The organism is Microbacterium sp. JZ31 (assembly GCF_016805985.1).
In the GTDB taxonomy this organism is placed as follows: Bacteria; Actinomycetota; Actinomycetes; order Actinomycetales; family Microbacteriaceae; genus Microbacterium.
The window spans coordinates 880868-905818 of the sequence record NZ_CP017661.1; the positions used below are offsets into that span (position 1 = coordinate 880868).

Consider the following 24951-nt stretch of genomic DNA (forward strand, 5'->3'; position numbering starts at 1 on the left):
GTTCAGCGAGAGGACTGCTGATCCCGTTCATCCGCGATCGACGCGAAGACGCGTCGAGACAGGAGGTGACTCGGCCGCTCGACACCCACGAAGAACAGCTGCGCGGCGCCGAGCGAGGCGACAGCGGCGACGGGCAGCACGAGCGCCGACTCGCCGGGCCCGAAGAGGTCTGCCGTGAGCACCACGACCGTCTCGTGCACGAGGTAGAGGCTGAACGAGATGGTGCCGAGCCACTGCGCCGGGCGCGAGCACAGCAGGCGGGCCCTCGGCCGGCCGAAGGCGCAGAAGGCGACGACGATCAGCGCACCCGCGACCTGCAGGGCGAGCGCGCCGTCGTGCACGCGCTCGGGGACGCTGGGCGGCATCATCCACGGCGCGCTCGCCAGCAGGACGGCCGCCGCGAGTCCGAGCCCCCAGAGCCAGCCGCGAAGCGGCCCCAGGCGCAGGTGCAGCGTCTCGCGGTGCACGGCGAGCACGACGCCGATCAGGAACATCGGCAGGTACATCAGCGCCTCGGCCTGCCATGCCGAGCCCGCCGCGATCAGCACGAGGCACGCGATCACGGTGGCGTTGCCGTTGGTGCGCAGGCCGATCCAGACGAAGGCGCCGAGCAGCAGCGAGAACAGGATCTCCCAGCGGATGGTCCACAGCGGGCTCAGGATCTCGTTGCCGCCCGAGATCTGCGCGAGGCTCTGCAGCAGGTCCTGGAAGGAGACGGGATCGGCACGGCGCACGAGCCACTCCGTCTGCTGATTGCGCCCGCGCGGCGTCAGGAAGATGACGGCCAGGGCGAACAGGAGCGCGCCCCACACCGGCAGGTAAAGGCGCGCGAGCCGCTGCGGGAGATACGCGTCCCAGCGGAACGAGGTCGCGCGCAGCACGGGCAGCGTCAGCACGAAACCGCTCAGGATGAAGAAGATCATCACGGCGAACTTGCCGTCCCACAGCACGTGCAGCGGCGTGTGCGCGAACCACAGCGCCGGGTTGTCGATGCGCCACGTGTCCTCGGACGTCGAGTCGTAGTACGCCGCGGCGAACATCGGCACGGTCAGCAGGCTGTGGTGGATCATCACCACGAGCGCGGCGATGCCCCGCAGCCCGTCCAGCGCCGGCAGACGGGTGGGGATGCCGGGACGGGCGCCTTCCGCCGAGGGGGAGATGGAGGTCATGCGGCCGCGCGGATCAGCTTCCCGCGAGCGGCGGCATGGGCCGCCAGGCGCGATCGCGGGCGATGGCGAGCCCGTCCCGCGTGCCGCGGAAGAGGTGGCTGGTGCCGCGCACCGTGCGCTCGACGAAGACCAGGCGGATGAGCTCCTTGGCGAACGTCAGCGCGGTGCCGAGCGCGAAGCGCACCGGACGGTAGGCGCCGTGCGCCCGGAAGTAGTGCTTCATGATGCCCCGGTTGCGCATGATGTAGTAGCGGTAGGCGTTGCTCGACGCGTTGAGGTGTCGCACCCCCATGTCCCACTGCTTGATCTCGCGCGTGCGGCGCAGCACGAACTCGTTCACGATCGCCGAGGTCGTCACGCGCGACGCGAGCCAGCCGTAGACGGAGTCGTCCCAGTAGATGAAGAAGCGCGGATCGGGCAGGCCGATCTGCGAGACCACGTCGCGATGGATGAACATGCCCTCGAAGCAGCCCGAGTTCATCTCGCGGAAGCCCGAGGCGTCGAAGCCCGCCGGCGCGAACGGGATCGGGATGCCGAGCGGGATCGACAGGCGGTACTGCCAGTAGAACTCGCTGCCGTCGTAGTCGTAGCGGCGGCCCTGGATGCTGCGGAAGCGCGGCGTCCAGACCCCCATGCGGGCGAGGCCGTCGGGGAGCACCTCGACGTCGTCGTCCATGAGCCAGATCCACGTGGACCCGAGGTCGTGCGCGACGCGCATGCCCTCGCTGAATCCGCCAGAGCCGCCCGTGTTCTCCTCCAGGCGGCGGTAGACGATCTCGGTGCCGATCGATCCGCGGAACGACTCCACGACCTCGGTCGTGTCGTCCGCCGACGCGTTGTCGACGACGACGACGTGGCCGGGCCGGGGATCCATCCGCCCGATCGACTCGAGGAGGCCGCGCAGGAGGTGCGAGCGGTTGTACGTGACCACCACGATGGTCGCGGAGGCCGGATCGAACGACGCCGGCAGCGTCGCATCCGGTGCGGGCGCGAGCGCCTCGCTCACTTCTCGCCCCCGGCGAAGATGCCGTCCCAGGTCTGCACCGACGTGACGTTCTTCAGCTGACGACGGTACTTGCGCGCGAGCGGCAGCCAGTGCCACCACAGTCGCGCGTGCAGGCTCAGCGTCTCGAGCAGCATCGAGCGGAAGCGCTCGCGATCGCGCGTGTAGATCTGCTTGCCGCCGCCGTCGGCGGACGACACGAGCGCGCTGTCGTAGTACGGGATGCGCCACCAGTTGGCATCGCCCTTGGCGAACTCCACCTCCGGCATCCGGATGTTCTTCGCCTGCGGCTTGTGGAACCAGTGCGCGACGGCGTGCACGACGGTGAACACGACCATGCTGACGCCGGTGGGCGCCTTCTCGATCGTGAGGCGTCGCACGCGGCGGTAGATCGGGCGTCCCTTGCGCGAGCGCAGCACGCGGTCGGTCTCCTTGTGCACGACCGTCTCGGGGAAGTCCTTGGCCGCGGCGCGCGCGTCCGGCATCGCCGTCGAGATGTTCTCGATCATGTGCTGCGGGCCCGAGAGGACGTCGCGCAGCGCCCGCAGGCGCAGCTCCGCGGGGTAGTACTGCATCATCAGCAGGTGCTTGATGCCCGTCTTGACGCTGGTGGAGACGAACGAGCCGCCGCGCGCCTTCTTGGAGTGCAGCAGGGCCGCCACCGTGCGGTTGCGCGCGTGGAAATAGGCCTGCCAGTCGATCGCGTCGTCCTTGCCGATCCACGACACGTGCCACAGCGCCACGCCGGGCATCGACACGGTCGGGAAGCCCGAACGCCCGGCGCGCAGGCAGAACTCGGCGTCGTCCCACTTGATGAACGCGGGAAGCGCCAGGCCGACCTTGCGGATCGCGGCCGTCGGGATCAGGCACATCCACCAGCCGTTGTAGTCGGCGTCCATGCGCATGTGCAGCTTCTTGGTCTGCCGAAGGTTCGTCACGCCGAAGTCGTGCGGCATGAGGCCGTCCTCCGTGAAGAGGTTGCGCCACATGAACGTGCGCTCGTCGACGACCTCCGCCCAGGCGTGCAGCTTGGGACGGTCGAGCAGGTCGAACATGTGACCGCCCACGAGCGTCGGCTTCGTGGTGTAGCGACCGAAGACGATCGAGCGCCGCAGCGACTCCGGCTCGATGCGCACGTCGTCGTCGAGCAGCTGCACGAAGTCGCTGTTCGGGCGCTTGAGCGTCTCGGACATCGCGCGCGCGAAGCCGCCGGAACCGCCGAGGTTCGGCTGCGTGATGAGCTCGAGCTGCTCGCCGAGCGCCTCGGACACCTCGGGGAAGTCCGGCTGGGCGTCGACGCGGTCGGTGCCCTGGTCCACGAGGAACACGCGGTCGACGAGCTCGAGCACCTCGGGACTCTCGGTCAGCGCGCGGAGCGTCTCGACGCAGTAGTCGGGCTTGTTGTACGTCGTGATGCCGAGCGAGGCCTTGCCGGTGCGCACCGGGTCCTGCTCGGTGGTCCACTCGGCGCCCTCGAAGATCGCGTCCTCCGCATCGGTCGCGATGTCGAACCAGATCCAGCCGCCGTCGCTGAACTGCGTCAGCGCGATGTCGAACGTGGCCTCGCTCGAACCCGTCACGTCGCGCGTGTCGAGCCGCTGGCGGATGCCCGCGCCGTTCGAGCGGAACAGCAGGATCGTCGCGTCGCCCGTCGTGCGCACCGTGAGGCGGACGTCGCGGATCGGCGTCCAGTGCTGCCAGTAGGCCGCGGGGAAGGCGTTGAAGTACGCGCCGAAGGAGACGCGGCTGCCCGCGACGACGCGGGCCCGGGTGCGGCCGAGCACATCGCTCAGGCGCGCGTTGTCGGACACGCGCAGAGGGGTCGCCTCGTCCTCGATCCGCACGACCGACCAGGCGTCGGGGTCGGCGTACAGCGGCAGCAGGTCGGGGTCGCGGTCGAGGGGGAAGACCACGTTCTGGAGGACGTAAACCAAGGGCGGGCTCCGAACGGTTTCAGCGGAAGTGCCGCAGGGCGGGCGGCGGCGGACCGCAGACGAGCCTACCGTGCACCCGCGAGCGGATCCTGGGACCCGCCCTGGCCCGCGACGTCGCGGATGCGCTCACGCCACGAGCGGGACTGCCCGGCGCGCACGGCGCACACCACGAGCATCATCCAGCCGAGCCCCGACAGCGTGAAGCTCTCGAACATCGAGTCGACGAGCAGTGCGACCAGCATGAGCGGCGTCCACGCGTACACGACGGATCGGCGGGCGCCGGCCACGAGCCACGAGCGCACCATCGCGACCGTGCACATCACGGCGAACAGCAGCAGCCCCGCCCAGCCGACCTGGACCAGCACGTCGAAGTACGCGTTGAGGGCTGACGCGTGGCTGTCGTCGAGCGAGAAGTTGATGACGTTGAACGGGTACGGCGCGCCGTCCGGGTCCTCGGGGCCGCGCAGCCAGGGCCCGTGCCAGCCCCACCCCTGCACGGGGCGCGGGCGCACCCAGTCGAGGATCTCGTTCCAGAGGTCCGCCCGGGTCGAGAAGTCGGAGGCCGCATCGAGCATGCGGATGATCCGGTGACGCAGCAGGTAGCAGGTTGCCAGCACCACGGTCACGACGGTTGCGGTCACGATGTGCGTGCGGCGGCGGCGCTCGGGCGCCGCCCGGCGCACGATCCCGAGCGCGAGCGCCGCCGCGCCCACCGCGACGGCGAGCACCAGCACGGTGGGCGACGCGGACAGCACGGCGAGCAGGCCCGCGAGGGTCAGAGAGAACACCGACAGCCGCAGGGAGATCGACTGCGTGAGCCACTCGGTCGCGAACGTGATGAGCGCGATGACGGCGACGAACCCGAGCATGTTGCGCGTGCCGAACACGCCCTGCACGGGGCCGCCCAGCGCGATGTCGCCCGCGACGCCGAGGAAGGGGAACGGGATGTCGAGCAGGATGCCCGACAGGATCTCGACGGCGAGCGAGAGTCCGAGCATCCAGCGCAGGACATCGCCCAGCGCCCGCACGGTCTGCAGGGTGTCGCGCACATGCGCGATCACGAGCGCGAGCAGCCCCCATCCCAGCAGCTCGAGCCAGCCGCGCATGGTCGAGGCCTCGTCGAACGACCACAGCACGCTCGCGAGCGTCCAGACGAGGAAGGCGAGCAGGCTCGTGGGGGCGAAGTGCAGGGGGCTCAGCTCGTCGCGACGGGCGATCAGGATGGCGATGCCCACCACGTCCAGCGCGACGACGATCGTCACGAGCGTGACGGGGCCGGCCGTGCGGCCGATCAGGTGCGCGGCGAACACGGCGCCCAGCGCCGCGATCGTGAACGCGCGCGCGAAATCGGCGGATTGCAGCAGCCGGAGAAGCGAGCCCGGCGGCGCGTCGCCGGCCGACGTCATTGCGCGGGCTTCCCCATCGGGGCTGCGTCGGCGCCCACGCCCACGAACGGGGCGAGCTTCATCTTGAACGAGAAGAGCACCGCGAACGTCCAGCCCCACAGCATGATCGGCCCCGACTCGGTCAGGCCCTGCACGAGCAGGATCGCGACCACCAGCGGCGCGAGCACGGAGACGGGGGAGTAGGGGCGGTTCGCGTCGAGGTCCCATCGGGGCCGGTCGACCGCGAAGAACCAGGCGCGCCACGTCATGGCGGCGTACGTGACGAACATCAGGATCACGCCGATCGCACCCAGCTGGAGGAAGACGTCCAGCCACATGTTGTGGGCGTGGAACACCGACAGCCCGTGATCGACGATCCAGCCGTCGAAGGCCGGATCCCACGGCACCCAGGGGCTCGAGAAGCCGTTGCCGTGCACGGGGTGCGTGATGGCGCGCTCCCAGACCGTCGTCCAGATCTCGTCGCGTCCGGTCAGCGAGTCGTCGCGCCCCAGCATTCCGAGCACGCGATCCCAGAGCTGGATCACGAGCACCGCGCCGATCGCGCCGATCGCGGTGAAGAGCAGATAGCGGCGGCTGCGCTCCCCGGCCGTGCGCGCTCGCCGCATGACGAGGATGGCCAGCAGCACCATGAAGGCTCCGGCGAACGCGCCGAGCGCCGTCGCCGAGCCCGAGCGGACGAACAGCACGGCGGTCAGGGCGAGCCACACCGTCTGCATCGCGGCATAGGGCGGATGGGTCGCGAGCCGGATCGCGAACACCGCGAACGCGAGCACGCACAGGATCCCGAGGTAGTTCGAGTTGCCCACGACGCCCTGGATGCGGTCGCCGATGAGCGCGTCGAACAGGTGTCCGCGCACCCAGTACCAGTGCGGATCGAAGCCGTCGGGGGGCGAGACGAAGTTCGGCAGCAGCGGTTCGCGGCGGATCAGCGCCACCCACAGCTCGATCGCGATCGACAGCCCCATGATCCACTTCAGCGCGACATCCAGCGCGCGCAGGAGCTCGTGCCACGTCAGCACGTGCGCGAAGAAGAGGCCCTGGAGGGTTCCGGCGGCGAGCAGCGTCCAGGTCAGGAGGGTGGCGCCGGGCCAGTTGGACCACAGCACGGAGACGAGGGCCCAGGCGACGTAGCCGAGGGCGGCCCACGGCAGACGGCGCCACCGCAGTCCGTCGCGCCGGATACGCGGCACCCAGATGGCGATCGTGGCCACGGACGTCGCCGCGAGCACGACGGCGGCGCCGGCCTGTCCGAGGAGGTTCCACACCGCCGTGTGGGCGAGACCCGAGAACATGACGAATGCGGCATACGCCCTCAGGAACTGGTGCGCAGTGGCCTCCCTCTCCGGGGCTTCCGGCGGGCTCTGAACCGTGTACCGCGTGATCTGGGCCATCGTGCCTCCCAGGCTACAGTGACCGCGCGCAATACCCTGGGGTCGTGCTTCTTCCGCTGACCAACGTTCCGCGCGACTACGCCTGGGGCTCCCGCTCGATGATCGCCGCCCTCGAGGGGCGGGAAGCCGCCGAGGGCCCGGAGGCCGAGGTGTGGTTCGGAGACCACCCGTCGGACCCTTCCGATCTCGCCGACGGATCGGGGCTGACGCTGGACCGGTGGATCGCGGACGAGGGCGCGGCTCACGGCGTCGCGGGGCGGCTTCCGTACCTGCTGAAGATCCTCGCCGCCTCGACCGTGCTGTCGATCCAGGTGCATCCGTCGAAGGCCCAGGCGGAGGAGGCGTTCGCGCGCGAGGCAGCGCTCCCGGACGGCGCGGAGCGCAACTACGCCGACGACAACCACAAGCCCGAGATGATCGTCGCCCTGTCCGAGCGCTTCGAGGCGCTGTGCGGGCTGCGTGACCTCGACGCCACGCGCCGCATGCTCGCGTCCTTCGGCGACGCGGCCGAGCCGCTGCGCGCGCGCCTCACGGACGAGCGGGGTCTCGCCTCGGCGATCGGCTGGCTCCTGTCGGGCGACGCGCGGGAGGTCGTGGGCGCGATCATCGCGGCGCTCGCCGACGCGCAGTCGACCGAGTTCGCGGCGGAGCTCGCCAATGCGCGCCGGATCGCCGTCTGGTACCCGGACGACCCGGGCGTGGTCGTGGCCCTCCTGATGAACTACGTCGTCCTGCGCAAGGGCGAGAGCGTGTTCCTGCGCGCGGGCATGCTGCACGCGTACGTCTCGGGGCTCGGCGTCGAGCTCATGGCGGCCAGCGACAACGTCCTGCGCGGCGGCCTCACGCCGAAGCGGATCGACGTGGACGAGCTGCTGCGGATCCTCGATCCCACGCCCGGCCCGATCCCCGTCGTGCTGCCGGTCGCGGCCGACAACGGCTCGCGCGGCGTGGAGAGGTTCCCCGCCGATGCGCCCGACTTCTCGCTGCTGCGCGCGCGGGTCACGGGCGGTTCCGACGCGGTGCTGCGACCCTCCGGCCCGCTCATCGTGCTCGCGACCCAGGGAACCGTGTCCGTCGGGGGCGCGCACTCGTCGCTCGAGCTGCGTCCGGGACGAGCCGCGTTCGTGACGCCGGACGAGCCCGAGATCCGGATCTCGGGCGACGGCGAGGCGTTCATCGCCCAGCCGGGCTCGGCGTCCGCAGCCGCGGCGACGGGCGAGCGGGCCGCCTGACGGCGGCAGCCGCCGGGATCGCGACACGCCGGGCGCGACACGCCGGAGCACGTCAATGAAGATTCATGTCCCGGTTGAGGCTTTACGATCTGCGGCTTGATAAATGCGAATGACACGGGTGTAATTACTTCCACACCGCCCGAGGGGGCCTGGAGGAGTGGGAGAGCGAAATGTCTGCATCGCAGTACCGTTCCGGCGTACCGGACAACTGGTTCGTGGATCCGGTCAACCTCGGCGTGCCGGGCGTCCGGACCCCGCAGCCTGACGAGGACAGCGCGCTCGCCTGGCAGAGCGACGCGCTCTGCGCGCAGACGGATCCTGAGGCGTTCTTCCCCGAGAAGGGCGGCTCGACCCGCGACGCGAAGCGCATCTGCACGTCGTGCGACGTGCGCAGCCAGTGCCTCGAGTACGCGCTGCAGAACGACGAGCGCTTCGGCATCTGGGGCGGTCTGAGCGAGCGCGAGCGCCGCAAGCTCAAGCGCGCGGCCTCCTAGAGGTCGGTCCAGCGCGGATCGCCCGCCCGCAGTCTGCGCGTTACCGGCGCGTGCGGCGGGAACCTCGCTGCAGCCGACCTAGGCTTGCCGCGACATGCCCCCCGCCGTCCACGCCATCCTCGTCGCGCGCGCCACGCCTCAGGCCGCCGCCCAGCTCGAACGCACCCTCGCCGCCCTGCGCGCGCAGGAGCGCCCGATCGACGCCCTGACCGTCGTCGTGTGCGGCTCGGCCGAGCGCATGCGCGCCCAGATCGACGCCTCCGGAGCGGAGGGCGCCATCGAGGCCCCCGCCGCCACCTCCTTCGCCTCGGCCGTGCGCCTCGCGGCGGCCCGCGTTCCGGAGGGGCGCGCCATCTGGCTCCTCGCCCACGACACCCAGCCGGAACCCGGCACGCTCGCGGCGCTGTCCGCCGCGCTCGAGCGCGCGCCGTCCGTCGCGATCGCGGCCCCCAAGCTGGTGGACGCGCGCGATCCCTCCGTGATCGTCTCGCTCGGCGTCAGCATGACGCGCTTCGGTCGCACGGTGGCGCTCGCGGGCGGCGAGTTCGACCAGGGGCAGCACGACGGCGACGACGACGTGCTGGGCACCGACGTGCGGGGCGTGCTGCTGCGCAGCGACGCGCGCGCGCATCTGCTGCCCGACCCCGCGCTCGCCGGCGCCGACGAGGGCCTGGACATGGGCGTGCGCGCCCGGCTCGGCGGGCGACGCGTGGCGCTGGCCCCCGGCGCGCGGGTGCACGCGCCCGTCGCCGGCATGGCGGGCGTGCCCGAAGGTCCCGTGGCCCGCGCGTTCGCCGTGCGCACCGCGCAGCTTCACCGCCGTCTCGCCTACGCCCCCGCCTGGGCCGTGCCGCTGCACTGGCTCTCCCTGCTGCCGCTGGCGCTGTGGCGCACGTTCCTCCATCTCGTCGCGAAGGCGCCCGCACAGGTGCCGGCGGAGTGGGCCGCCGCGGCGACCGCGATGGCGCGCATCCGGGCGATCGCCCGGTCGCGCGGCGAGATCCGCGCCTTCCGCACGGGCTCCTGGGCGCAGATCGCGCCGCTGCGCGCGACGAACGCCCAGCTGCGCGAGCATCAGGACCCCGACGGCGGGGAGCCGGTGGTGCGCCGCGAGCTGCGGTTCTTCTCCGGCGGCGGCGCGTGGGCCGTGCTCGCGGCGCTCGCGGTCTCCGTACTGGCGTTCCTGCCCCTGCTCGCGTGGCCGGTGCTGGGCGGAGGAGCGCTGCTGCCGCTGCGCGACACGCTCGCCGGGCTGTGGCAGGACGCGTCGTACGGCACGAGGGCCACGGGTGCCGACATGGTGGGCCCCGCCGATCCGTTCGCGGGACTGATCGCCGTGCTCGGATCGCTCTGGCCCGCGCAGCCGTCGTTCGCGCTCGTGATGCTGTGGCTGCTCGCGCTGCCGCTCGCGGTGCTCGGCGGCTGGTTCGCCGCCACCCGTGTGTCCGAGCGCTCGGGGGTGCGCGCCTGCGCCGCCGTGGTGTGGGCGCTCGCGCCCCCCTTCCTCGTCGCGCTGGTGGAGGGCCGTCCCGCCGCCGTGCTGCTGCATCTGCTGCTGCCGTGGCTGTTCTTCACCGCGGCGGTCGCGCACCGCTCGTGGGGCGCGTCGGGCGCGGCGTCCATCCTGCTGATCGGCGTGCTCGCGTGCGCGCCGTCGCTCGCCCCCGCGATCGCCGTCCTGTGGGTGCTGGTGCTGCTGCTCGCGGTGTCGTTCCGCCTCCGCCGGGGGCTCACGCGGGTGCTGTGGCTCGTGGTGCCGAGCGCCGTGTTCTTCCTGCCGGTCGTGCAGGCGCAGCTGTCGCGCGGCACGCCGTGGGCGCTGCTCGCCGATCCTGGACGCCCCTGGCCCGGGCAGGAGGCCGCGTCGCCGCTGCTGCTCGCGATGGGCTTCCCGACCGCGGATCCGGCGGGCTGGGGCGGAATGCTGACGTGGTTCGGCGTCGCGGATCCGGCGACCTTCTGGGTGCCGCTGCTGCTGGCGCCTCTCGCCCTCCTGGGCCTCGCCGCGCCGCTCACGCCGCGCTGGCGGGCGGGCGTCGGCGCCGTCGTGATCGCGGTCGTGGGTCTCGTGACCGCCCACCTCGCCGCGGGCGTGCAGGTCGCCGCGGTGGAGTCCACCCCGGTGCCGGTGTGGCCCGGCAGCGCTCTGAGCCTCGCGTGGCTGGGCGCCGTGGCGGCCGCGGCCGTGACGCTGGACGCGGGCATCCGGCGGCGCGGCCGGTCGGGGCTCGCGGGCCTTGTCGCCGCGGCGTGCATCGCGGTGGTCGCGGTTCCGGCGCTCACGGCGCTCGCCCGTGACGAGGCGCAGCTGACGAACGGGCCCGCGTCCACGCTGCCGGCATACGTCACCGCCCGCGCGGCCGACGAGCGCGACCTGGGGACGCTGGTGCTGACGGCGCAGCCCGACGGAGGCGTCGCGGCGAGGTTGGTGTGGGGAGCGAGCGAGACCCTCGGCGGGCAGTCGACGCTGCAGTCGACCGATCCGCGCATCGACGAGGACGACCGGATGCTGGCCGAGATCGCCAGTGACCTCGTCAGCGCGAGCGCGGGCGAGGTTCAGGACCGGCTGAGCGAGGCGGGCGTGCGCTTCGTGCTGCTGACCGCCGGCGCGTCCGGACCGGGAGAGTCGGATGCCGCCCGCACGCGGCGGCTGGATGCCATCACGGCGATCGACCAGCGCGCGGGCTTCGTGCGCGTGGGCGAGACCGCGAAGGGCGTGCTGTGGCGGCTCGACGCGGATCCCCTGCCGCGGCCCGGGCTCGACGAGCGCGCGCAGGCGACGGCGCGCTGGGTCGCGTCGGCGCAGGGCGTCGCGCTGCTCGTGGCTCTGCTGCTCGCGGTGCCGACGTTCGCGTCGCGGCGCGAGGCGCGACGCATGCCGCGCGTGGTCGGCCGCGGCTACGAGGAGGCGGACGCATGAAGCTCAGCGACCTGAAGCTCACCGGTGCCCAGCGGACGCTCGGCGGGCGCGTGATCCTCGGCGCCGTGACGGGCATCGGAGCGATCGCGGCCGTCACGGCCGCGGCGGCTCTGCCGTGGCCCGCCGTCGCGACGCCGCCGGCGTCCGTCGAGGTGATGCCCGCGCCCGCCGAGACCGTGCTGTCGTGCGATGGCCCCGTCCTCGCGCTCGGCCGTGCGGTGGAGGACGCGGGAGCGCTCGCGGTCGCCACGGAGAGCCGGATCACGGTCGGCAACGACCGCGACGAGGAACCCGACTCCGACGTGATCGCGCAGCCGACCGTCGCCGGCGAGGCGGCGACCACGCGCTACGTGCAGCGCCCGGAGGGCCGGGAAGCGGTCTCGGCTGCTGCGGCGTCGTCCGCGAGCGTGTCCGACTCCGACCTCGCCGGCTTCACGGCCTCCGCGTGCCGGCCTCCGCAGATGGAGTCGTGGATCGTGGGGGGAGAGACCGAGACGGGGACCACGGGCGTCGTGCTCGTCGCCAACCCGGGCGACGTCGACGCGACCGTGCAGATCACGGTCTACGGCGTGGCGGGTCCGGTGACGCCCCCGAGCGGCGCCGCGGTGCCGGTCCCCGCGCGCACGCAGGTCGCGCTCCCGCTCGCGGGACTCGCGGGCGGCGAGCAGAGTCCCGTGCTGCGCATCACCGCCACCGGTGCGCCCGTGCGCGCGAGCCTGCAGTCGAGCCTGATCCGCACGCTCGATCCGGGCGGCATCGACAGCCAGTCCGCCGTGCGCCCCGCGGCGACGCAGGTGATCCCGGGCGTGCGGATCGTCGGCGGGGCGGCGGAGACCGAGGGAGCCGCCACGATCGCGCGGCTGCTGTCGGAGAGCGACACGGCCGGGACGATCACCGTGACGGCGCAGGACGGCTCCACCGCGCGCGAGCCCGAGCCCGTCGAGCTGACCGCCGGCGCGCCTCTCGAGGTCGATCTCGGCAGCCTCGAGTCCGGCGAGTACACGGTGACGGTGACTTCCGACGCGCCTGTCGTCGCGGCCGTGTGGCAGACCACGGGCTTCGGCGCGGACGCGGACTTCGCCTGGAACACCGCGGCGCCCGCGATCAGCGAGTCCACGCTCGTCGCGGTGCCGCGTGGTCCCGACCCGACGATCGGCATCGCCAACCCCTCCGACGAGGCCGTCACGGTCTCGATCGCCGGGCAGGGGGACGATCCGGAGGAGGTCGCGGTCCCCGCCGGCGCCACCGCGGTGGTGGAGGTCGACGACCAGCGGCTCTACACGATCGACCCGCGCGGCGCATCGGTGCACGCCGCGATCGGCTTCGCCGGCGACGCGGGGGTGGCATCCATCGCGGTGTGGCCGGATGCGGCGCACCCGCAGCCCGTCGTCGTCTACCCCTGACCCGTAGGCTGGACAGATGGCGCTGTTCGGACGGTCACGACGACCCGCCCCGCGCGGGCGTGCCGCGCGACACGGCAGGCACGGGCGCGTGGGCCGCAGCCCGGTCGTGCGGCCGCCGCTGCCGCCGATCGACACGCGCGTCGAGCGCTTCGACGTCGCGGTGGGCGGTGCGGCCGAGTACCTGCGCGGCGCGTGGCCCGAGCTGAGGGACGTGAGCTTCGAGATCGGCCGGCTGCCCCGCGACACCGACGAGGACGGCATCCCGCGCTGGAGCATCGACCGCGAACGCGGGCGCATCGTGCTGTACCGGATCCCGATCGAGCGCCTGGGCCGCCTGCACCGCGTCGACGAGACGCAGCGCCGGATGATGATCGAGGGCGAGGTGTTCCGCGCCGCGGCCGACTACCTCGACAGAGATCCGTGGGATCTCGGCCCCGACCGGTTCCGGTTCTTCTGACGCGCATCCCGGATCGCCCCGGCGAGGCGGCCGGGCATCACGGTTCCGGGAACATAGGGTGAACGGGATGCGTGAGAGAGTGTGCTCGAAGGTGGGTTGCGCGCGCGAGGCCGTGACCACCCTGACCTACGACTACCGCGACCAGATGGCCGCCGTCGGGCCGCTGGGCGCCGCCAACGACCCTCACGCGCACGACCTCTGCGCCATCCACACGGATCGCCTGTCGGTGCCGCAGGGCTGGACCGTCGTGCGGCACGAGACGCTGCGCGCCTCCTGAGCCGCACGGGACGCGGGGCGTCAGCGCGACAGGCGGGCCACCCGCTCGGCGCGGGCGGTGAGGGCATGCAGCTCGCGACCGCGTCGCACGGCGACGACCGCGCGCAGCAGGGTCTCGGGATCGACGGGCGGCACGGGGTTCACGTGCGGCCGCACCTCCGCCGCCAGCTCGTCGGCCACGCGCAGCCGCGCGGCGGGGTGCATCGCCTCGGACCCCGCCACGAACTGCGCGACCCGCCGCGCGAGACGGTCGGGCAGGCGCGCGACATCCGCGATCGACGCCCACGTCTCGAGACCGGGCGGCAGCGGCGTCTCGCGTGAGACGAGCGCGGGGGTGCGCGTGCGCTCGGCGTACGTGCCCGCGACGAGATCGCCCAGGCGCTGCGATCGCGGCGTGAAGACGCCGACGAGCAGGGCGAGGCCGCCGAGGGTCATGTAGATCTCCAGCACGCCGACGACCGCCCGGATGAACGCGTGGCGGAACGAGATCGCGCCGCCGTCGAGGCGCACGATCCGGCCGCCCACCGCGAGCTTGCCGAGGCTCCGCCCGCGCGTCGCGGTCTCGATCGCCGTCGGCACCACGATCAGCAGCAGGACGAGCAGCACGATCGACAGGATCCGCATCACGTTCTCGGGCAGGAGGCCGGCGACCAGCAGCTGGCTCATCAGGAGGATCAGCCCCAGGTACGCCAGGATCGTCGCGACCACGTCGATCGCGGTGCCCGCGACGCGGAGGATGAGCCCGATCGGCTGCACGTCGAGCGCGACGGCCTCGCCCGTGAGCACCTCGTCGTGCTCGAGAACGATCGCGCGGTGCCGTGCGGGAGGACGCGGTGCCGCTGCGCCGGCGTTCGGCGCGGCGGAGGTCATCCCGAAGCCGGCGCCAGTGGACATGCGTACAGTAAATCACTGTGGACCTCGACGCTCTGACGACCGCCCGGCGGCAGGAGTGGGCGCGCCTCGACGAGCTGTCCCAGCGCCGCCGGCTCAGGGGTGCCGAGGTCGACGAGCTCGTGGCGCGCTACCAGGCGGCGTCGGCGGATCTGGCCGACCTCAAGACGTCGGCGGGGCGCACCCCGCAGGGCGATCACGTGTCCACGATCCTGTCGCGCGCGCGGCTCGCACTCACGGGCGCCTCCGACAACGTGCTGCGGCAGCTGCCGCGCTTCTTCCTCCACCAGCTGCCCGCCGCGCTGTACCGCCTGCGGTGGACGACGCTCGCGATCGCACTGGCCTTCATCGCGGTGGTCGGGCTCTCCGGCGCCTGGATCGCGGGGGATCCGGCGCTGGTCGCGACCCTCGGCTCCGAGGCGCAGCTCGAGCAGTACGCCGAGAACGACTTCACCGAGTACTACACGGAGAACCCCGCCGCGGTGTTCGCGGGCATGGTGTGGACGAACAACGCCTGGATCGCCGCCCAGGCCGTGCTGTTCGGCGTCACGGGCGCCTTCCCGCTGTACGTCCTCGTCCAGAACGCGGTCGGGCTCGGCACGGCGGCCGCGATCATGACGGCGTACGACCGGCTCGACGTGATGATCCTGTACATCCTGCCGCACGGTCTGCTGGAGATGACGTGCATCTTCGTGGCGGGCGCCGCGGGACTTCACACCTTCTGGGCCTGGGTGGCGCCCGGCCCCCGCACCCGCACCGCCGCGCTCGCCGCGGAGGGACGCGCTCTCGCGACCGTCGCGATCGGCCTGGTCTTCGCGCTCGCGCTCGCGGGCGCGGTGGAGGGGTTCGTGACGGGCCAGCCCTGGCCGTGGTGGCTCAAGATCGGCATCGGGGCGCTCGCGCTCGGCGTGCTGCTGTTCTGGATGCTGTTCCTCGGCCGCCGTGCGGCGCGCGCGGGGGAGACGGGCGATCTCACCGAGTACGAGGCGGGCACCCCCACCCTCGTCGCGGGCTGACCGCGCGACGGCTCAGCTGCGCGTGACGTCCAGCAGCGAGCGGTACGCGACGCCCGCGAGCATGGCGCCCGCGATCGGGAACAGGATGAACACCCACAGCTGCAGCAGCGCCTCGCCGCCGCCGTAGATCGCCGAGGCGATCGAGCGCGCGGGGTTCACGGACGTGTTGTCCACGGGGATGCTGATGAAGTGGATGAGCGCGAGTGTGAGCCCGATCGCGAGACCCGCGAGTGAGGGGTTGCCGCGCGTCGGGTGGGTCACGCCCAGGATGACAAGCAGGAACAGGCCCGTGAGCACGACCTCCGCGATCATCGCGGCCGGCATGCCGAAGCCGGCGGGGGAGAGGTTGTCCCAGCCGTTGCTCGCGAACCCGCCGTCCTGCGCCGTGACGATCCAGTTCGCGGGGCCGAACGTGCCGATCAGCACCAGCAGCGTCGTGGCGATCGCGCCGCCGATCACCTGGGCGATGATGTAGCCGCCGGTGTCGCGCCACGGGAAGCGCCCGGCCGCCGCCAGCCCGAGCGTGACGGCGGGATTGAAGTGCCCTCCCGAGATCGGGCCGAACGCGTAGGCGCCCGCGACGACCGCGAGACCGAACGCGAGGGCGACGGCCGTGTAGACGGCGGCGGGCGTGTCCGCGAAGTGGTTCGAGGCGAACACGGCCGTGCCGACGCCGCCGAACACCAGCAGCAGCGTGCCGAACGTCTCCGCCACGAGCCTCGCGCTCATGGCGGGCGCAGAGGGCGGCGTGTGCGCCAGCTCGGCGGGCTCGATGGGCCGCTCGGGGTTCGGATCGGACATGCGCGTTCCTCTCGTCGACTGCACGGGTGGGCGGCGGACCGGGACGGTCCGTCCGCATCCTTCCGCACGCGACCGGGCCGGGCAAGGCGGGCACGCCGCCTTGCCGCACATGCGGCGCCCCCGTATCACGGGACCGTGCGCATCCTCCGTGATCGAGAGGGCGGCGTGCGCCGTCCGGGGACACGGGGGACAGGATGAACACGGCGGAATTCCTCGTCGGCGGCGCCGACCCGGACGCGCCCTTCCTGACGGACGACCGGGGCGAGCACCGCTATGCCGAGCTGCGTGCGGCGGCGGCCTCGTTGCGGGGACGGCTCGAGGAGCTCGACGCCCCGCCCCGATCCCCCGTGGCGATCGTCGCCGCGAACGGGCTGTTCTGGGTCGCCGCGTATCTCGCGGTGCTCGCCGCCGGGCACGTCGCCGTGCCGGTGCCGGTCACGACGACCCCTCCGGAAGCCGCCGCGCGCATCGGCTGGATCGGCGCGCGGGTCGTGTTCGCCGACGCGCGCAGCGCCCGTCGGCTCGCGCCCCTGCTTCCGTCCGCCGCCACGATCATCGGCGAGGAGGCGCTCGAGCGCGGTGACGCCGAGCGCGCGCCGGCGCGGGTGGACCCGCATCAGGATGCGGCCTACGTCTTCACCTCCGGCACGACGGGGCACCCGCGCGCCGTGCGGCTGACGCACGCGAACATCCAGGCGAACACCGAATCGATCCTCGGCTATCTGCACCTGCACGACGACGACCGGATGCTCGTCGTGCTGCCGTTCACGTACGTATTCGGGGCGTCGCTGCTGCACACGCACCTGCGCGCGGGCGCGTCGCTCGTGAACCAGACGGTCGTCGCCTATCCGGAGACGGTCGTCGAACGCCTCGAGCGCGAGCGCTGCACCGGCTTCGCCGCGGTCCCCAGCGTGCTGCAGATGCTCGCGCGCAGCAGCACGATGCTCGAGCGGCGCCTGCCTCATCTGCGGCAGCTCCAGCTCGCGGGAGGACGCGTCTCACCGCCCGTGCTCGAGCAGCTGCTGGAGGCGCCCTTCCAGGCCGACGTGTTCGTCATGTACGGCCAGACCGAGGCCACCGCGCGCCTGTCCTACCTGCCGCCGGGCGAGCTGCGAGCGCGGCCCGGATCGATCGGCCGCGGTGTGCCGGGCGTCGCCCTGCGCGTCGTGGACGAGCACGGCGTCGAGGTGGCCCCGGGGGAGATCGGCGAGATCCGCGCGCGCGGCGCCAGCATCTCACCCGGCTACCTGGACGATCCGGAGGCGACCGAGCGCAAGATGCCGGGCGGCGAGCTGCGCACCGGTGACCTCGCGACGGTCGACGACGACGGGTTCATCTATGTCGTCGACCGCGCCGAGGACTTCATCAAGACGTGGGGGCATCGCGTGGCGAGCCAGGACGTCGAGACCGTGGCGATGGAGCTGCCCGACCTGCTCGCGGCGGCGGCCGTCGGTGTGCCGTGCCCGCTGGCGGGCGAGCGGATCGAGATCCTCGCGGTCACCCGCGCCGGGTCGGAGCTGACCGCGCGGGATGTGATCGCCCACTGCCGTGTCCGGCTGGCGAAGCACATGGTGCCGGAGGCCGTGCATCTCGTGGACGCGCTGCCGCTCAACGCGAACGGCAAGGTCGTCAAGAGCGAGGTGCGCGCCCTGTGCCGGCGTCTGGGCGAGGTCGCCGTGAGCGCGAAGGCGTCGTGAGTCATGGGCGCGACATCCAGGACGGCAGGGCGCGCGCGACTCCTCACGGGCGCGGCCGTCGCACTCGTGCTGGCGGTGATCGCGGGCCTCGCGATCGCCTGGGACGGAAGGATCCCGCCGATGTCGGAGCCCGAGGTGGCGACGCCCGGGGAGGACCAGCTGAAAGCGGCCTCCCGTGCCCGGATCCTGTTCGCCCATCAGTCGGTGGGCGCGAACATCCTCGACGGCGTCAAGGACGTCTACGCATCGGCCGGCGCCCCGGGGCCGTCCATCGTCGAGACGCGCGAGCCGCTCGCGGGCGACGCGCACATCGCGCACGTGCACGTCGGCGTGAACGGCGACCCGCTCGGCAAGATCGCCGACTTCCGTGCGCTGATGAGCGGGCCGCTGGGCGACGCGGTCGACGTCGCGCTGCTGAAGTTCTGCTACGACGACATCACGTCCGGGTCGGACGAGGAGGCCGTGTTCGACGCGTACGCCCGGGCGATGGCCGAGCTGGAGCGCGCGCACCCCGACGTCACGTTCCTCTACACGACCGTGCCGCTCACGACCGACCGCGGCCTGCGCGCGAGCATCAAGGCGCTGCTGGGGCGTCCCGACCGCGCCGGCCCGCTCGACAACGCGGTGCGGGCGCGGTACAACGAGCTGGTGCGCGAGCGCTACGGCGACACGGGCCGCCTGTTCGACATCGCGGCCGTCGAGACGACCGTGGACGGCGCCCCCACGACGCGCACGCTCGAGGCCGAGACGTACCACGTCCTGAACGCGGCATACGCGGCGGACAACGGTCATCTCAACGCCGTCGGCGCGCGCGCCGCCGCGGGCGCGCTGATCGAGGTCGTCGCGGCCAACGTGCGATGACCATCCACGGCGTCGGCGTCGATGTCGCAGACGCGCGGCGCATCCGGCGGCTGCTGGAACGCGGCGGCGAGGCCGTGGCGCGCCGGTGGTTCGGAGACCCCGGGCCGTCCGGCGAGGCCGCTCGGCCGGGCGACGGGCTGCCGGTGCGCGCGCTCGCCGAATGCTTCGCCGCGAAGGAGGCGGTGTGGAAGGCGCTCGCCCTGCCGGAGTGGAGCGGGCACGTGCCGTGGCAGTGGATCGAGATCCGGCAGGGCGCCTCCGGCGTGTGCCGCGTCACGCTCACGGGCCCCGTCGCGGCCGCGGCGGCGCGGGCCGGTGCGGGGGATGTGAGCGTGGCCGCGCATTCGCGCGGCCACGTCGCGATCGCCTTCGCGATCGTCGCGCGGGTCAGTGCGCGTCGATCGCCGGCACCCTCTCCGTGAGCACGGGAGGCTCGTGCAGGTAGGCCGTCGTGCGCCGCTTCTGCTGGATGTCGCGGAACACGCGCTCGACCTGCTCGGCCGTGAGCCCCGTGGCTTCGCCGATCTGCGCGGCCGGCACGTCGTTGTCCATCCCGTACAGGCACAGGTCCATGCGGTCGTAGGGGAGTGAGAAGTAGAACTCCTCCTGCGACTGCGGCATCGAGTAGGTGTCCGTCGTGGACGGACGCTGACGGATCTCGCTCGGGACGCCCAGATGCTCGGCGAGCGCATACACCTGGGACTTGTACAGGTGCGCGATCGGCTTGATGTCGGCGGCGCCGTCGCCGAGCTTCACGAAGAAGCCCTGGTCGTACTCGAGGCGGTTCGGCGTCCCGGTCGTGAGGTAGTTCAGCCGATCGGCGTGGTAGTACTCGAGCATCTTGCGCGCGCGCTGCTTGAAGTTCGTCGCCGCGACGATGCCGAGGTACGCCTCCTGCGTCAGCCGGTGGGTGGTGCGGGTGCCGTCCGGGGCCTCGACGACGACCGAGTAGAGCCGGTACTCGTCCGAGTCGACGACGCTCGGCAGCACGATCTTCGAGCGGTAGCCCTGACCGTACCCGGGCACCACGAGCCTGATCGCGTCGTCGCGACGGCGGTAGCAGCCGGCGGCCTCGAGCAGGGGCGAGATGTCCTCCACCGCGGAGTCCACGCCGAGCGCGTCCGTGAGCAGCGTGCTGTAGCCGAGCGTGTCGTCGGACGACTCGCGCTCGGGAAGGTGGAGGGCGAAGACCCGGTCGCGCCCGAGCGCACGGACGCACAGCGCCGCCACCACGCTCGAGTCGATCCCGCCCGACACCGCGACGACGACGCCCTTGCGCCGGTACGTCGCCAGGGCGGTGCGAATGGTGCGCGTGATGCGCTCGACCTCCGCGTCCGCGTCGATCGCGAGGTCGTCAGGTCCGAATGACATGTGCTTCTCCTTGTGCGTGGTCGTCGGATTGCGCGTGGTCGATGAGGGTCGTGATGCCGTGCGCCGGCGGGGCGGCGTGCCACGGGCGCTCGATGAGCTGCCGATGCAGCAGCTGGGTCGTGAGCACGGCCATCAGGCGCATGCTGTCGGTGTTGCCGATCGCGCGGGCGGGGTCGCGACGGAACTTCGCCAGCAGCCGCTCCACGACCGTCGGCTGGAAGACGCCCGCGTCGCGCACGGCGCTTCCCGACACGACGTCGTCCATCCAGTCCGGACCGCGCCCCGCGAGGAATCCGCTCGCATCCGGCGCACGGTAGGGCTGCTTGGGTCGGCGCAGGATCTGCTCGGGGATCAGGTCGGCGAAGGCGCGCTTGAGCAGGTGCTTCTCGTCCAGTCCCAGCAGCTTGTGCCGCGCGGGGATCTCGGCGGCCAGCCGCGCGACATCCGGGTCCAGGAACGGGAAGCGGCCCTCGACGCCGTGCGCCATCAGCATGCGGTCCCCCTGGGAGGACAGCAGGTAGCCGGGCAGCAGCGTCGTGATCTCGAGCCACTGGGCGCGCGAGAGCGGGTCCCACCCGGCGCTTCCGCGGGGCATCCTCGCGACGAGGGCCGCGTCCACGGCGGCGTCGGCGCGCACGGCGGGGTCGAGCATGCTCTGCAGCGCGGCGGTGGAGCTCCACCGCGGCCGATGCGAGAGCGCCGGATCGTCGTCGTCCAGGTCGCGCCCGAAGAACCGCCGCCCGAACGCCGGTGCGAGCGAGGGCGATCGCGCCATCCACGGGTACAGCAGCTCGACCGCGCGAGCGCGTGCGGGGGAGTCGGCGTCGCGCGCCCAGAACCGGCGGACCCGTGCCTCGCGGAACAGGTCGTAGCCCGCGAGCAGCTCGTCGGAGCCCTCGCCCGTGACGACCACCTTGCAGCCCGCGTCGCGCGCGAGACGCGAGAGCAGGAACATGGGCGCGGCCGCGGTGCGCAGCAGCGGCGCCTCGGCGTGCCGCACGACGTCCGGCAGGACGTCCGCCACCTCGCGAGACGACACCACGATGTCGTCGTGCTGCGTGCCCAGCCGCTCGGACATCAGGCGCTGGTAGCCGCCCTCGTCGTACTCGTCCTCGGCGAAGCGCACCGAGAAGGTGCGCAGCCGGACGCCCGGCAGCTGCGCGATCACGGCGGTCGTGACGGCCGAGTCGATGCCGCCCGACAGATAGGCGCCCACCGGCACGTCGCTGCGCTCGAAGCGCAGCACCGTCGCGCGCGTGATCGCCTCCCTGACGGCCTCCACGTTCGCCGAGAGGTCCTGTCGCGGCTCCCGGCCGCGCGCCGGGAACTCGATCGGCGCGTGCACGTGCAGCTCCTCGTGGTCTCCGTCCACCACGAGCGCACTGCCCGGCGGCACCGCCCGCACGCCGCGGAACACCGTGCGCGGTGCGACGGGGGACCAGAACGTCAGGGTCTCCTCGAGCCCGATCGGATCGAACGCGCGCGGCACGTCCGGATCGGCGAACAGCGCCTTGATCTCGGATGCGAACAGCAGACGCCCGCCTGCGCGCGTGTAGTACAGGGGATGCACGCCGAATCGGTCGCGACTGAGCACGAGGCGGTCGGTGCGGCGATCCCACAGGGCCAGCGCCCATTGGCCGTTGAAGCGGGCGAAGCATCCGAGGCCCCACTCCTCCCACGCGTGCACGATCACCTCGGTGTCGGAGCGGCTGCGGAACCGGTGCCCGCGGTGCTCGAGCTGAGCCCTCAGCTCGACATGGTTGAAGATCTCGCCGTTGAACGTGACCCAGACCGCGTCGTCCTCGTTCGACATCGGCTGCGCGCCGCCGGCCTCGTCGACGATCGCGAGCCGCACGTGCCCGAGCGCCACCCGCCGGTCGCGATAGATGCCCGCCCCGTCCGGCCCTCGATGCCGCAGGGCCCCGAGCATGTCGCGCACGAGGTCCAGGCCCGGCAGGGTCCGCGGGGAGTGCACGCCGCAGATGCCGCACATCAGCGATCCTCCTCGAGCGCGGCGAGCGTGCGCCGGATCCGGTCGGTCGTGCCGAGGTGCGCCGGATGGATCGCGGGCTCCGGCAGCACGATGCCGAGCGCGTCCTCGAGATGGATCGCCACGCCGATCGCCGCGCTGTCGGCGTCGCGCGCATGCGCGATCACCGCGCCGCATTCGCGGACGATGACCTCCCGATCGAGCGGGGCGACATCCGCCGTGTACTTTCGCGCGGGCATCCGTACTCCTTCCGAGCGACGCGCGTCGTGGAGGCCCGCGCCATGGGGAAAGAGAACGAAGCGGGGCGTTGGATACCCGCCGAACGAAAGGAGTCCCGATGCGACTGGAGACGCGGCCGACTGCGACGGATGTGCGCGGCCGGCTCGAGGAGTTCATCCTCGAGGATCTGCTGTTCGGCGACGCGGGGCGGATGCCTGACGGCGACGAGTCGCTCATGGAGACCGAGGTCATCGACTCGACCGGCGTGCTCGAGCTGATCGAGTTCGTCGAGCGCGAGTTCGGGATCCGGGTCGAGGATTCGGAGACCGTGCCGGAGAACCTCGACGGCATCGACCGGCTCGTCGCATTCGTGCAGCGCAAGGCGACGGAGTGATCCGCCGCGGCCGCGGGAGGCGGTGAGCATGGGCGCCTTCGCCGTCGACAGGGCAAAGGCCTACGCCGTGATGTTCGGCGGCGCACGGCCCGGCAGATCCGCCCGCGCGGGTCTGTGGCTGACGCGACCCGAGCTGCCGGCCGTCGCCGCCTACCGCTTCGGGCAGTGGGCGGAGCGCCTGCGCGAGCGCCGGCGCATGCCGGGCGCGCTCTGCGTGCTGCTGCACCGCGTCTGGAACACGTGGCTCATGCGGATCGACCACATCGACATCAACCACGGCGCCCGCATCGGACCGGGACTGCTGCTCGTCCACGGCCACGGCGTCATCATCGGGCCGGTCAGGATCGGCGCGAACAGCGTGCTGCACCAGAACGTGACGATCGGCCAGCGGGTCGCGCGCGGCGACCAGGGCATGCCGACGATCGGCGACGACGTGTGGATCGGCCCCGGCGCCACGATCACGGGCGCCATCACGATCGGCGACCGCGCGACCATCTCGGCGGGCACCGTGCTGTCGCGAGACGTGCCGGCGGGCGCCCTCGTGGCGGGCAACCCGGGGCGCGTCGTCGCGCGCGACTACGACAACGGCAACATGATCAACTTCGTCGTCCCGGCCGATCCGCCCCTGACACGCGCCGGCTGATCCCGGCGCGGTCGCCGCCGGGCCTCAGAGCCGTCCGGCGGCCTTGAGCGCGAGGTAGCGGTCCGCGATGCGCGGCGGCAGATCGTCGGGCGAGGCGGCGAGGGCCTCCGCGCCGGCGCGCGTGATCGCCCGGGCGACGCTCGCCGCCGAGCGCAGTGCGGCCTCCGCGGCCGCCGCGCGGTACAGGTCGTCGACGGAGCCGTCGCCGTCGCCGTGTCCGCGGGCCGTGCGCTCGAGATCGGCATCCGTCGCGGAGCCGACGAGCACGACAGTGCCCGCGCGGACGGTCTGCGGCAGCGTCCCCAGGAAGCCGCGCGCGGCCTCCGGCGCCTCCTGCGCCGTGAGCACGACGAACAGCGACGGGTGCGCGGCGAGCGCGCGCGCCTGCGCGAACGCGCCGTCCCAGTCCGTGTCGATCAGCTGCGCCTCGACGGGCGCGAGCGCGTCGACGAGCGCGGGCAGCAGCGCCGCGCCCTCGACGCCCGTGACGCGCGCCCGCACGATCCGGTCGAACGCGACGAGGTGCACGTGGTCGCCCGCGCGGACCGCGAGCGCGGCCAGCAGCAGCGCCGCCTCGAAGGCCGCCTCGAGGCGGGTGCCGTCGCCCGCGCGCGTGGCGGCCGTGCGGCCCGTGTCGATCAGGATCACGACGTGACGATCCCGCTCGGGGCGCCAGGTGCGCAGCATGGTGCTGCCCGCGCGTGCCGTGGCCCGCCAGTCGATCGAGCGCACGTCGTCACCGCGCACGTACTCGCGCAGCGAGTCGAACTCGGTGCCCTGGCCGCGCACCTGCACGCTCGTGTTGCCGTCGAGCTCCCGCAGCCGGGCGACGCGCGAGGCGAGGTGCCGCCGGGAGTGGAAGGGCGGCAGCACGCGGATGGCGCCGGGCGCTTCCATCCGCCTCTGCACCCCCGCGAGGCCGAGCGGACCCGCCGAGCGGATGACGGCGAACTCGGTGCGCAGCTCGCCGCGCCGCCGCGGCAGCAGCGGCACCGCCGCCGACCGCGACTCGTGCGGCGGCACGTCGAAGCGCAGCCGCCCCTCCGGGGCGCCCGCGGTCGGCTGCCACGCGTCGCGCACCGTGGCCCGGATGCGCCGGGTGCCGTGGTTCGCCACCCGCAGCCGCACGTCGATGCGCTCGCCCAGCCGCACGCGCGCGGGGCCGGTGCCGTCCGCTCGGCCCGGGTAGCTCCGGTGCAGCACGAGCGCGCGCGGATCGGGCGCCGCGAGCACGTCGACCGCGACCAGCGCCCCGCACAGCACGATCCACCCGGCCAGCACGAGCCACGGGTCGACGCCCATCGCGGCGAGCGGCACGAGCGGGACCAGTCCGGCGGCGACGATCCAGGGCAGGAGGGCGGTGACGTACACGGGCGAGGCGGC

Annotated in this window: 23 protein-coding genes; 12 read left to right on the forward strand and 11 right to left on the reverse strand. The window is 72.8% G+C overall.

What is annotated here, in order from left to right; all coding sequences use genetic code 11:
- Positions 1-2: 2 nt before the first annotated feature.
- The 5 genes from BJP60_RS04230 to BJP60_RS04250 all read right to left on the reverse strand — a co-directional run bounded on the left by BJP60_RS04230 (position 3) and on the right by BJP60_RS04250 (position 6903).
- Positions 3-1169 carry an acyltransferase family protein gene (locus BJP60_RS04230; RefSeq protein WP_203137792.1) on the reverse strand — a complete coding sequence of 389 codons (1167 nt, stop codon included), beginning with the start codon at positions 1167-1169 and terminating at the stop codon, positions 3-5.
- 13 nt (positions 1170-1182) lie between these two features.
- On the reverse strand, positions 1183-2175 hold the full coding sequence (locus BJP60_RS04235) for a glycosyltransferase family 2 protein (RefSeq protein ID WP_238439551.1): 993 nt from the start codon (positions 2173-2175) through the stop codon (positions 1183-1185).
- On the reverse strand, positions 2172-4106 hold the full coding sequence (locus BJP60_RS04240) for a glycosyltransferase (RefSeq protein WP_203137794.1): 1935 nt from the start codon (positions 4104-4106) through the stop codon (positions 2172-2174). Before BJP60_RS04240 ends, BJP60_RS04235 begins: the two co-directional genes overlap by 4 nt.
- A 65-nt stretch (positions 4107-4171) precedes the next feature.
- Positions 4172-5512 carry an O-antigen ligase family protein gene (locus BJP60_RS04245; RefSeq protein ID WP_203137796.1) on the reverse strand — a complete coding sequence of 447 codons (1341 nt, stop codon included), beginning with the start codon at positions 5510-5512 and terminating at the stop codon, positions 4172-4174.
- A complete protein-coding gene (locus BJP60_RS04250; RefSeq protein WP_203137797.1) occupies positions 5509-6903 on the reverse strand; it encodes an O-antigen ligase family protein in 1395 nt (464 codons plus the stop codon). Before BJP60_RS04250 ends, BJP60_RS04245 begins: the two co-directional genes overlap by 4 nt.
- A gap of 44 nt (positions 6904-6947) precedes the next feature.
- On the opposite strand from BJP60_RS04250, the gene manA reads away from it, so the two are divergent.
- The 6 genes from manA to BJP60_RS04280 all read left to right on the forward strand — a co-directional run bounded on the left by manA (position 6948) and on the right by BJP60_RS04280 (position 13686).
- On the forward strand, positions 6948-8135 hold the full coding sequence (gene manA / locus BJP60_RS04255; RefSeq protein ID WP_203137799.1) for a mannose-6-phosphate isomerase, class I: 1188 nt from the start codon (positions 6948-6950) through the stop codon (positions 8133-8135).
- Positions 8136-8305: 170 nt separating this feature from the next.
- Positions 8306-8629, forward strand: coding sequence for a WhiB family transcriptional regulator (locus tag BJP60_RS04260; RefSeq protein ID WP_203137801.1), 324 nt, complete (start codon positions 8306-8308; stop codon positions 8627-8629).
- A 94-nt stretch (positions 8630-8723) separates the two neighbouring features.
- Positions 8724-11549: a glycosyltransferase family 2 protein gene (locus BJP60_RS04265; protein ID WP_203137803.1), complete on the forward strand. Its 2826-nt coding sequence runs from the start codon at positions 8724-8726 to the stop codon at positions 11547-11549.
- Entirely contained in the window at positions 11546-12952 is a 1407-nt protein-coding gene (locus BJP60_RS04270; RefSeq protein WP_203137805.1) for a DUF5719 family protein, read from the forward strand. The genes BJP60_RS04265 and BJP60_RS04270 overlap by 4 nt, the downstream gene beginning before the upstream one ends.
- A 16-nt stretch (positions 12953-12968) precedes the next feature.
- Positions 12969-13409: a hypothetical protein gene (locus BJP60_RS04275; protein WP_238439552.1), complete on the forward strand. Its 441-nt coding sequence runs from the start codon at positions 12969-12971 to the stop codon at positions 13407-13409.
- Positions 13410-13476: 67 nt separating this feature from the next.
- Positions 13477-13686, forward strand: a complete 210-nt coding sequence (locus BJP60_RS04280) for a DUF3499 family protein (RefSeq protein WP_203137806.1) — start codon at positions 13477-13479, stop codon at positions 13684-13686.
- Between the two features lie 20 nt (positions 13687-13706).
- Here the strand turns inward: BJP60_RS04280 and BJP60_RS04285 are convergent, their stop codons facing one another.
- Positions 13707-14579 (reverse strand): RDD family protein, encoded by an 873-nt coding sequence (locus BJP60_RS04285; RefSeq protein ID WP_238439553.1) that lies wholly within the window; start codon positions 14577-14579, stop codon positions 13707-13709.
- 17 nt (positions 14580-14596) lie between these two features.
- Here BJP60_RS04285 and BJP60_RS04290 point away from each other — a divergent pair, with 17 nt between their 5' ends.
- On the forward strand, positions 14597-15592 hold the full coding sequence (locus BJP60_RS04290) for a stage II sporulation protein M (RefSeq protein WP_203137807.1): 996 nt from the start codon (positions 14597-14599) through the stop codon (positions 15590-15592).
- A 12-nt stretch (positions 15593-15604) separates the two neighbouring features.
- Here the strand turns inward: BJP60_RS04290 and BJP60_RS04295 are convergent, their stop codons facing one another.
- The gene (locus BJP60_RS04295) at positions 15605-16393 is read right to left on the reverse strand and encodes an aquaporin (RefSeq protein ID WP_336244361.1); all 789 of its coding nucleotides are present in this window, start codon (positions 16391-16393) and stop codon (positions 15605-15607) included.
- 194 nt (positions 16394-16587) lie between these two features.
- On the opposite strand from BJP60_RS04295, the gene BJP60_RS04300 reads away from it, so the two are divergent.
- Genes BJP60_RS04300 through BJP60_RS04310 form a run of 3 tightly spaced genes read left to right on the forward strand, consistent with a single transcriptional unit; the run spans position 16588 to position 19373 of the window.
- Positions 16588-18090, forward strand: a complete 1503-nt coding sequence (locus tag BJP60_RS04300; protein WP_203137808.1) for a class I adenylate-forming enzyme family protein — start codon at positions 16588-16590, stop codon at positions 18088-18090.
- Positions 18091-18093: 3 nt separating this feature from the next.
- On the forward strand, positions 18094-18951 hold the full coding sequence (locus tag BJP60_RS04305) for a hypothetical protein (RefSeq protein ID WP_203137809.1): 858 nt from the start codon (positions 18094-18096) through the stop codon (positions 18949-18951).
- Positions 18948-19373, forward strand: coding sequence for a holo-ACP synthase (locus tag BJP60_RS04310; protein WP_203137810.1), 426 nt, complete (start codon positions 18948-18950; stop codon positions 19371-19373). The genes BJP60_RS04305 and BJP60_RS04310 overlap by 4 nt, the downstream gene beginning before the upstream one ends.
- Here BJP60_RS04310 and nadE read toward each other — a convergent pair.
- From nadE to BJP60_RS04325, 3 genes are read right to left on the reverse strand one after another with little or no spacing between them, the layout of a single operon-like run.
- Positions 19339-20322, reverse strand: a complete 984-nt coding sequence (gene nadE / locus BJP60_RS04315) for an NAD(+) synthase (RefSeq protein ID WP_203137811.1) — start codon at positions 20320-20322, stop codon at positions 19339-19341. The genes BJP60_RS04310 and nadE overlap by 35 nt on opposite strands.
- Positions 20306-22315, reverse strand: a complete 2010-nt coding sequence (gene asnB, locus BJP60_RS04320) for an asparagine synthase (glutamine-hydrolyzing) (RefSeq protein WP_203137812.1) — start codon at positions 22313-22315, stop codon at positions 20306-20308. The genes nadE and asnB overlap by 17 nt, the downstream gene beginning before the upstream one ends.
- Entirely contained in the window at positions 22315-22551 is a 237-nt protein-coding gene (locus BJP60_RS04325; RefSeq protein ID WP_203137813.1) for a hypothetical protein, read from the reverse strand. The genes asnB and BJP60_RS04325 overlap by 1 nt, the downstream gene beginning before the upstream one ends.
- Before the next feature lie 98 nt (positions 22552-22649).
- Between BJP60_RS04325 and BJP60_RS04330 the strand changes: the two genes are divergently transcribed.
- Both BJP60_RS04330 and BJP60_RS04335 read left to right on the forward strand, forming a co-directional pair.
- Positions 22650-22925, forward strand: a complete 276-nt coding sequence (locus BJP60_RS04330; protein WP_203137815.1) for an acyl carrier protein — start codon at positions 22650-22652, stop codon at positions 22923-22925.
- A 28-nt stretch (positions 22926-22953) separates the two neighbouring features.
- The gene (locus BJP60_RS04335) at positions 22954-23568 is read left to right on the forward strand and encodes a serine O-acetyltransferase (RefSeq protein WP_203137816.1); all 615 of its coding nucleotides are present in this window, start codon (positions 22954-22956) and stop codon (positions 23566-23568) included.
- Positions 23569-23592: 24 nt separating this feature from the next.
- Here BJP60_RS04335 and BJP60_RS04340 read toward each other — a convergent pair whose 3' ends face one another.
- Positions 23593-24939: a DUF58 domain-containing protein gene (locus BJP60_RS04340; RefSeq protein ID WP_203137817.1), complete on the reverse strand. Its 1347-nt coding sequence runs from the start codon at positions 24937-24939 to the stop codon at positions 23593-23595.
- Positions 24940-24951: the final 12 nt, after the last annotated feature.

Bases quoted from the DNA above. Each gene is read 5' to 3' on its own strand.
- BJP60_RS04230 (WP_203137792.1), bottom strand. From the start codon at position 1,169: ATGACCTCCATCTCCCCCTCGGCGGAAGGCGCCCGTCCCGGCATCCCC.
- BJP60_RS04245 (WP_203137796.1), bottom strand. From the start codon at position 5,512: ATGACGTCGGCCGGCGACGCGCCGCCGGGCTCGCTTCTCCGGCTGCTG.
- BJP60_RS04250 (WP_203137797.1), bottom strand. From the start codon at position 6,903: ATGGCCCAGATCACGCGGTACACGGTTCAGAGCCCGCCGGAAGCCCCG.
- BJP60_RS04260 (WP_203137801.1), top strand. From the start codon at position 8,306: ATGTCTGCATCGCAGTACCGTTCCGGCGTACCGGACAACTGGTTCGTG.
- BJP60_RS04265 (WP_203137803.1), top strand. From the start codon at position 8,724: ATGCCCCCCGCCGTCCACGCCATCCTCGTCGCGCGCGCCACGCCTCAG.
- BJP60_RS04270 (WP_203137805.1), top strand. From the start codon at position 11,546: ATGAAGCTCAGCGACCTGAAGCTCACCGGTGCCCAGCGGACGCTCGGC.
- BJP60_RS04275 (WP_238439552.1), top strand. From the start codon at position 12,969: ATGGCGCTGTTCGGACGGTCACGACGACCCGCCCCGCGCGGGCGTGCC.
- BJP60_RS04280 (WP_203137806.1), top strand. From the start codon at position 13,477: ATGCGTGAGAGAGTGTGCTCGAAGGTGGGTTGCGCGCGCGAGGCCGTG.
- BJP60_RS04285 (WP_238439553.1), bottom strand. From the start codon at position 14,579: ATGTCCACTGGCGCCGGCTTCGGGATGACCTCCGCCGCGCCGAACGCC.
- BJP60_RS04295 (WP_336244361.1), bottom strand. From the start codon at position 16,393: ATGTCCGATCCGAACCCCGAGCGGCCCATCGAGCCCGCCGAGCTGGCG.
- BJP60_RS04300 (WP_203137808.1), top strand. From the start codon at position 16,588: ATGAACACGGCGGAATTCCTCGTCGGCGGCGCCGACCCGGACGCGCCC.
- BJP60_RS04305 (WP_203137809.1), top strand. From the start codon at position 18,094: ATGGGCGCGACATCCAGGACGGCAGGGCGCGCGCGACTCCTCACGGGC.
- BJP60_RS04310 (WP_203137810.1), top strand. From the start codon at position 18,948: ATGACCATCCACGGCGTCGGCGTCGATGTCGCAGACGCGCGGCGCATC.
- nadE (WP_203137811.1), bottom strand. From the start codon at position 20,322: ATGTCATTCGGACCTGACGACCTCGCGATCGACGCGGACGCGGAGGTC.
- asnB (WP_203137812.1), bottom strand. From the start codon at position 22,315: ATGTGCGGCATCTGCGGCGTGCACTCCCCGCGGACCCTGCCGGGCCTG.
- BJP60_RS04325 (WP_203137813.1), bottom strand. From the start codon at position 22,551: ATGCCCGCGCGAAAGTACACGGCGGATGTCGCCCCGCTCGATCGGGAG.
- BJP60_RS04330 (WP_203137815.1), top strand. From the start codon at position 22,650: ATGCGACTGGAGACGCGGCCGACTGCGACGGATGTGCGCGGCCGGCTC.
- BJP60_RS04335 (WP_203137816.1), top strand. From the start codon at position 22,954: ATGGGCGCCTTCGCCGTCGACAGGGCAAAGGCCTACGCCGTGATGTTC.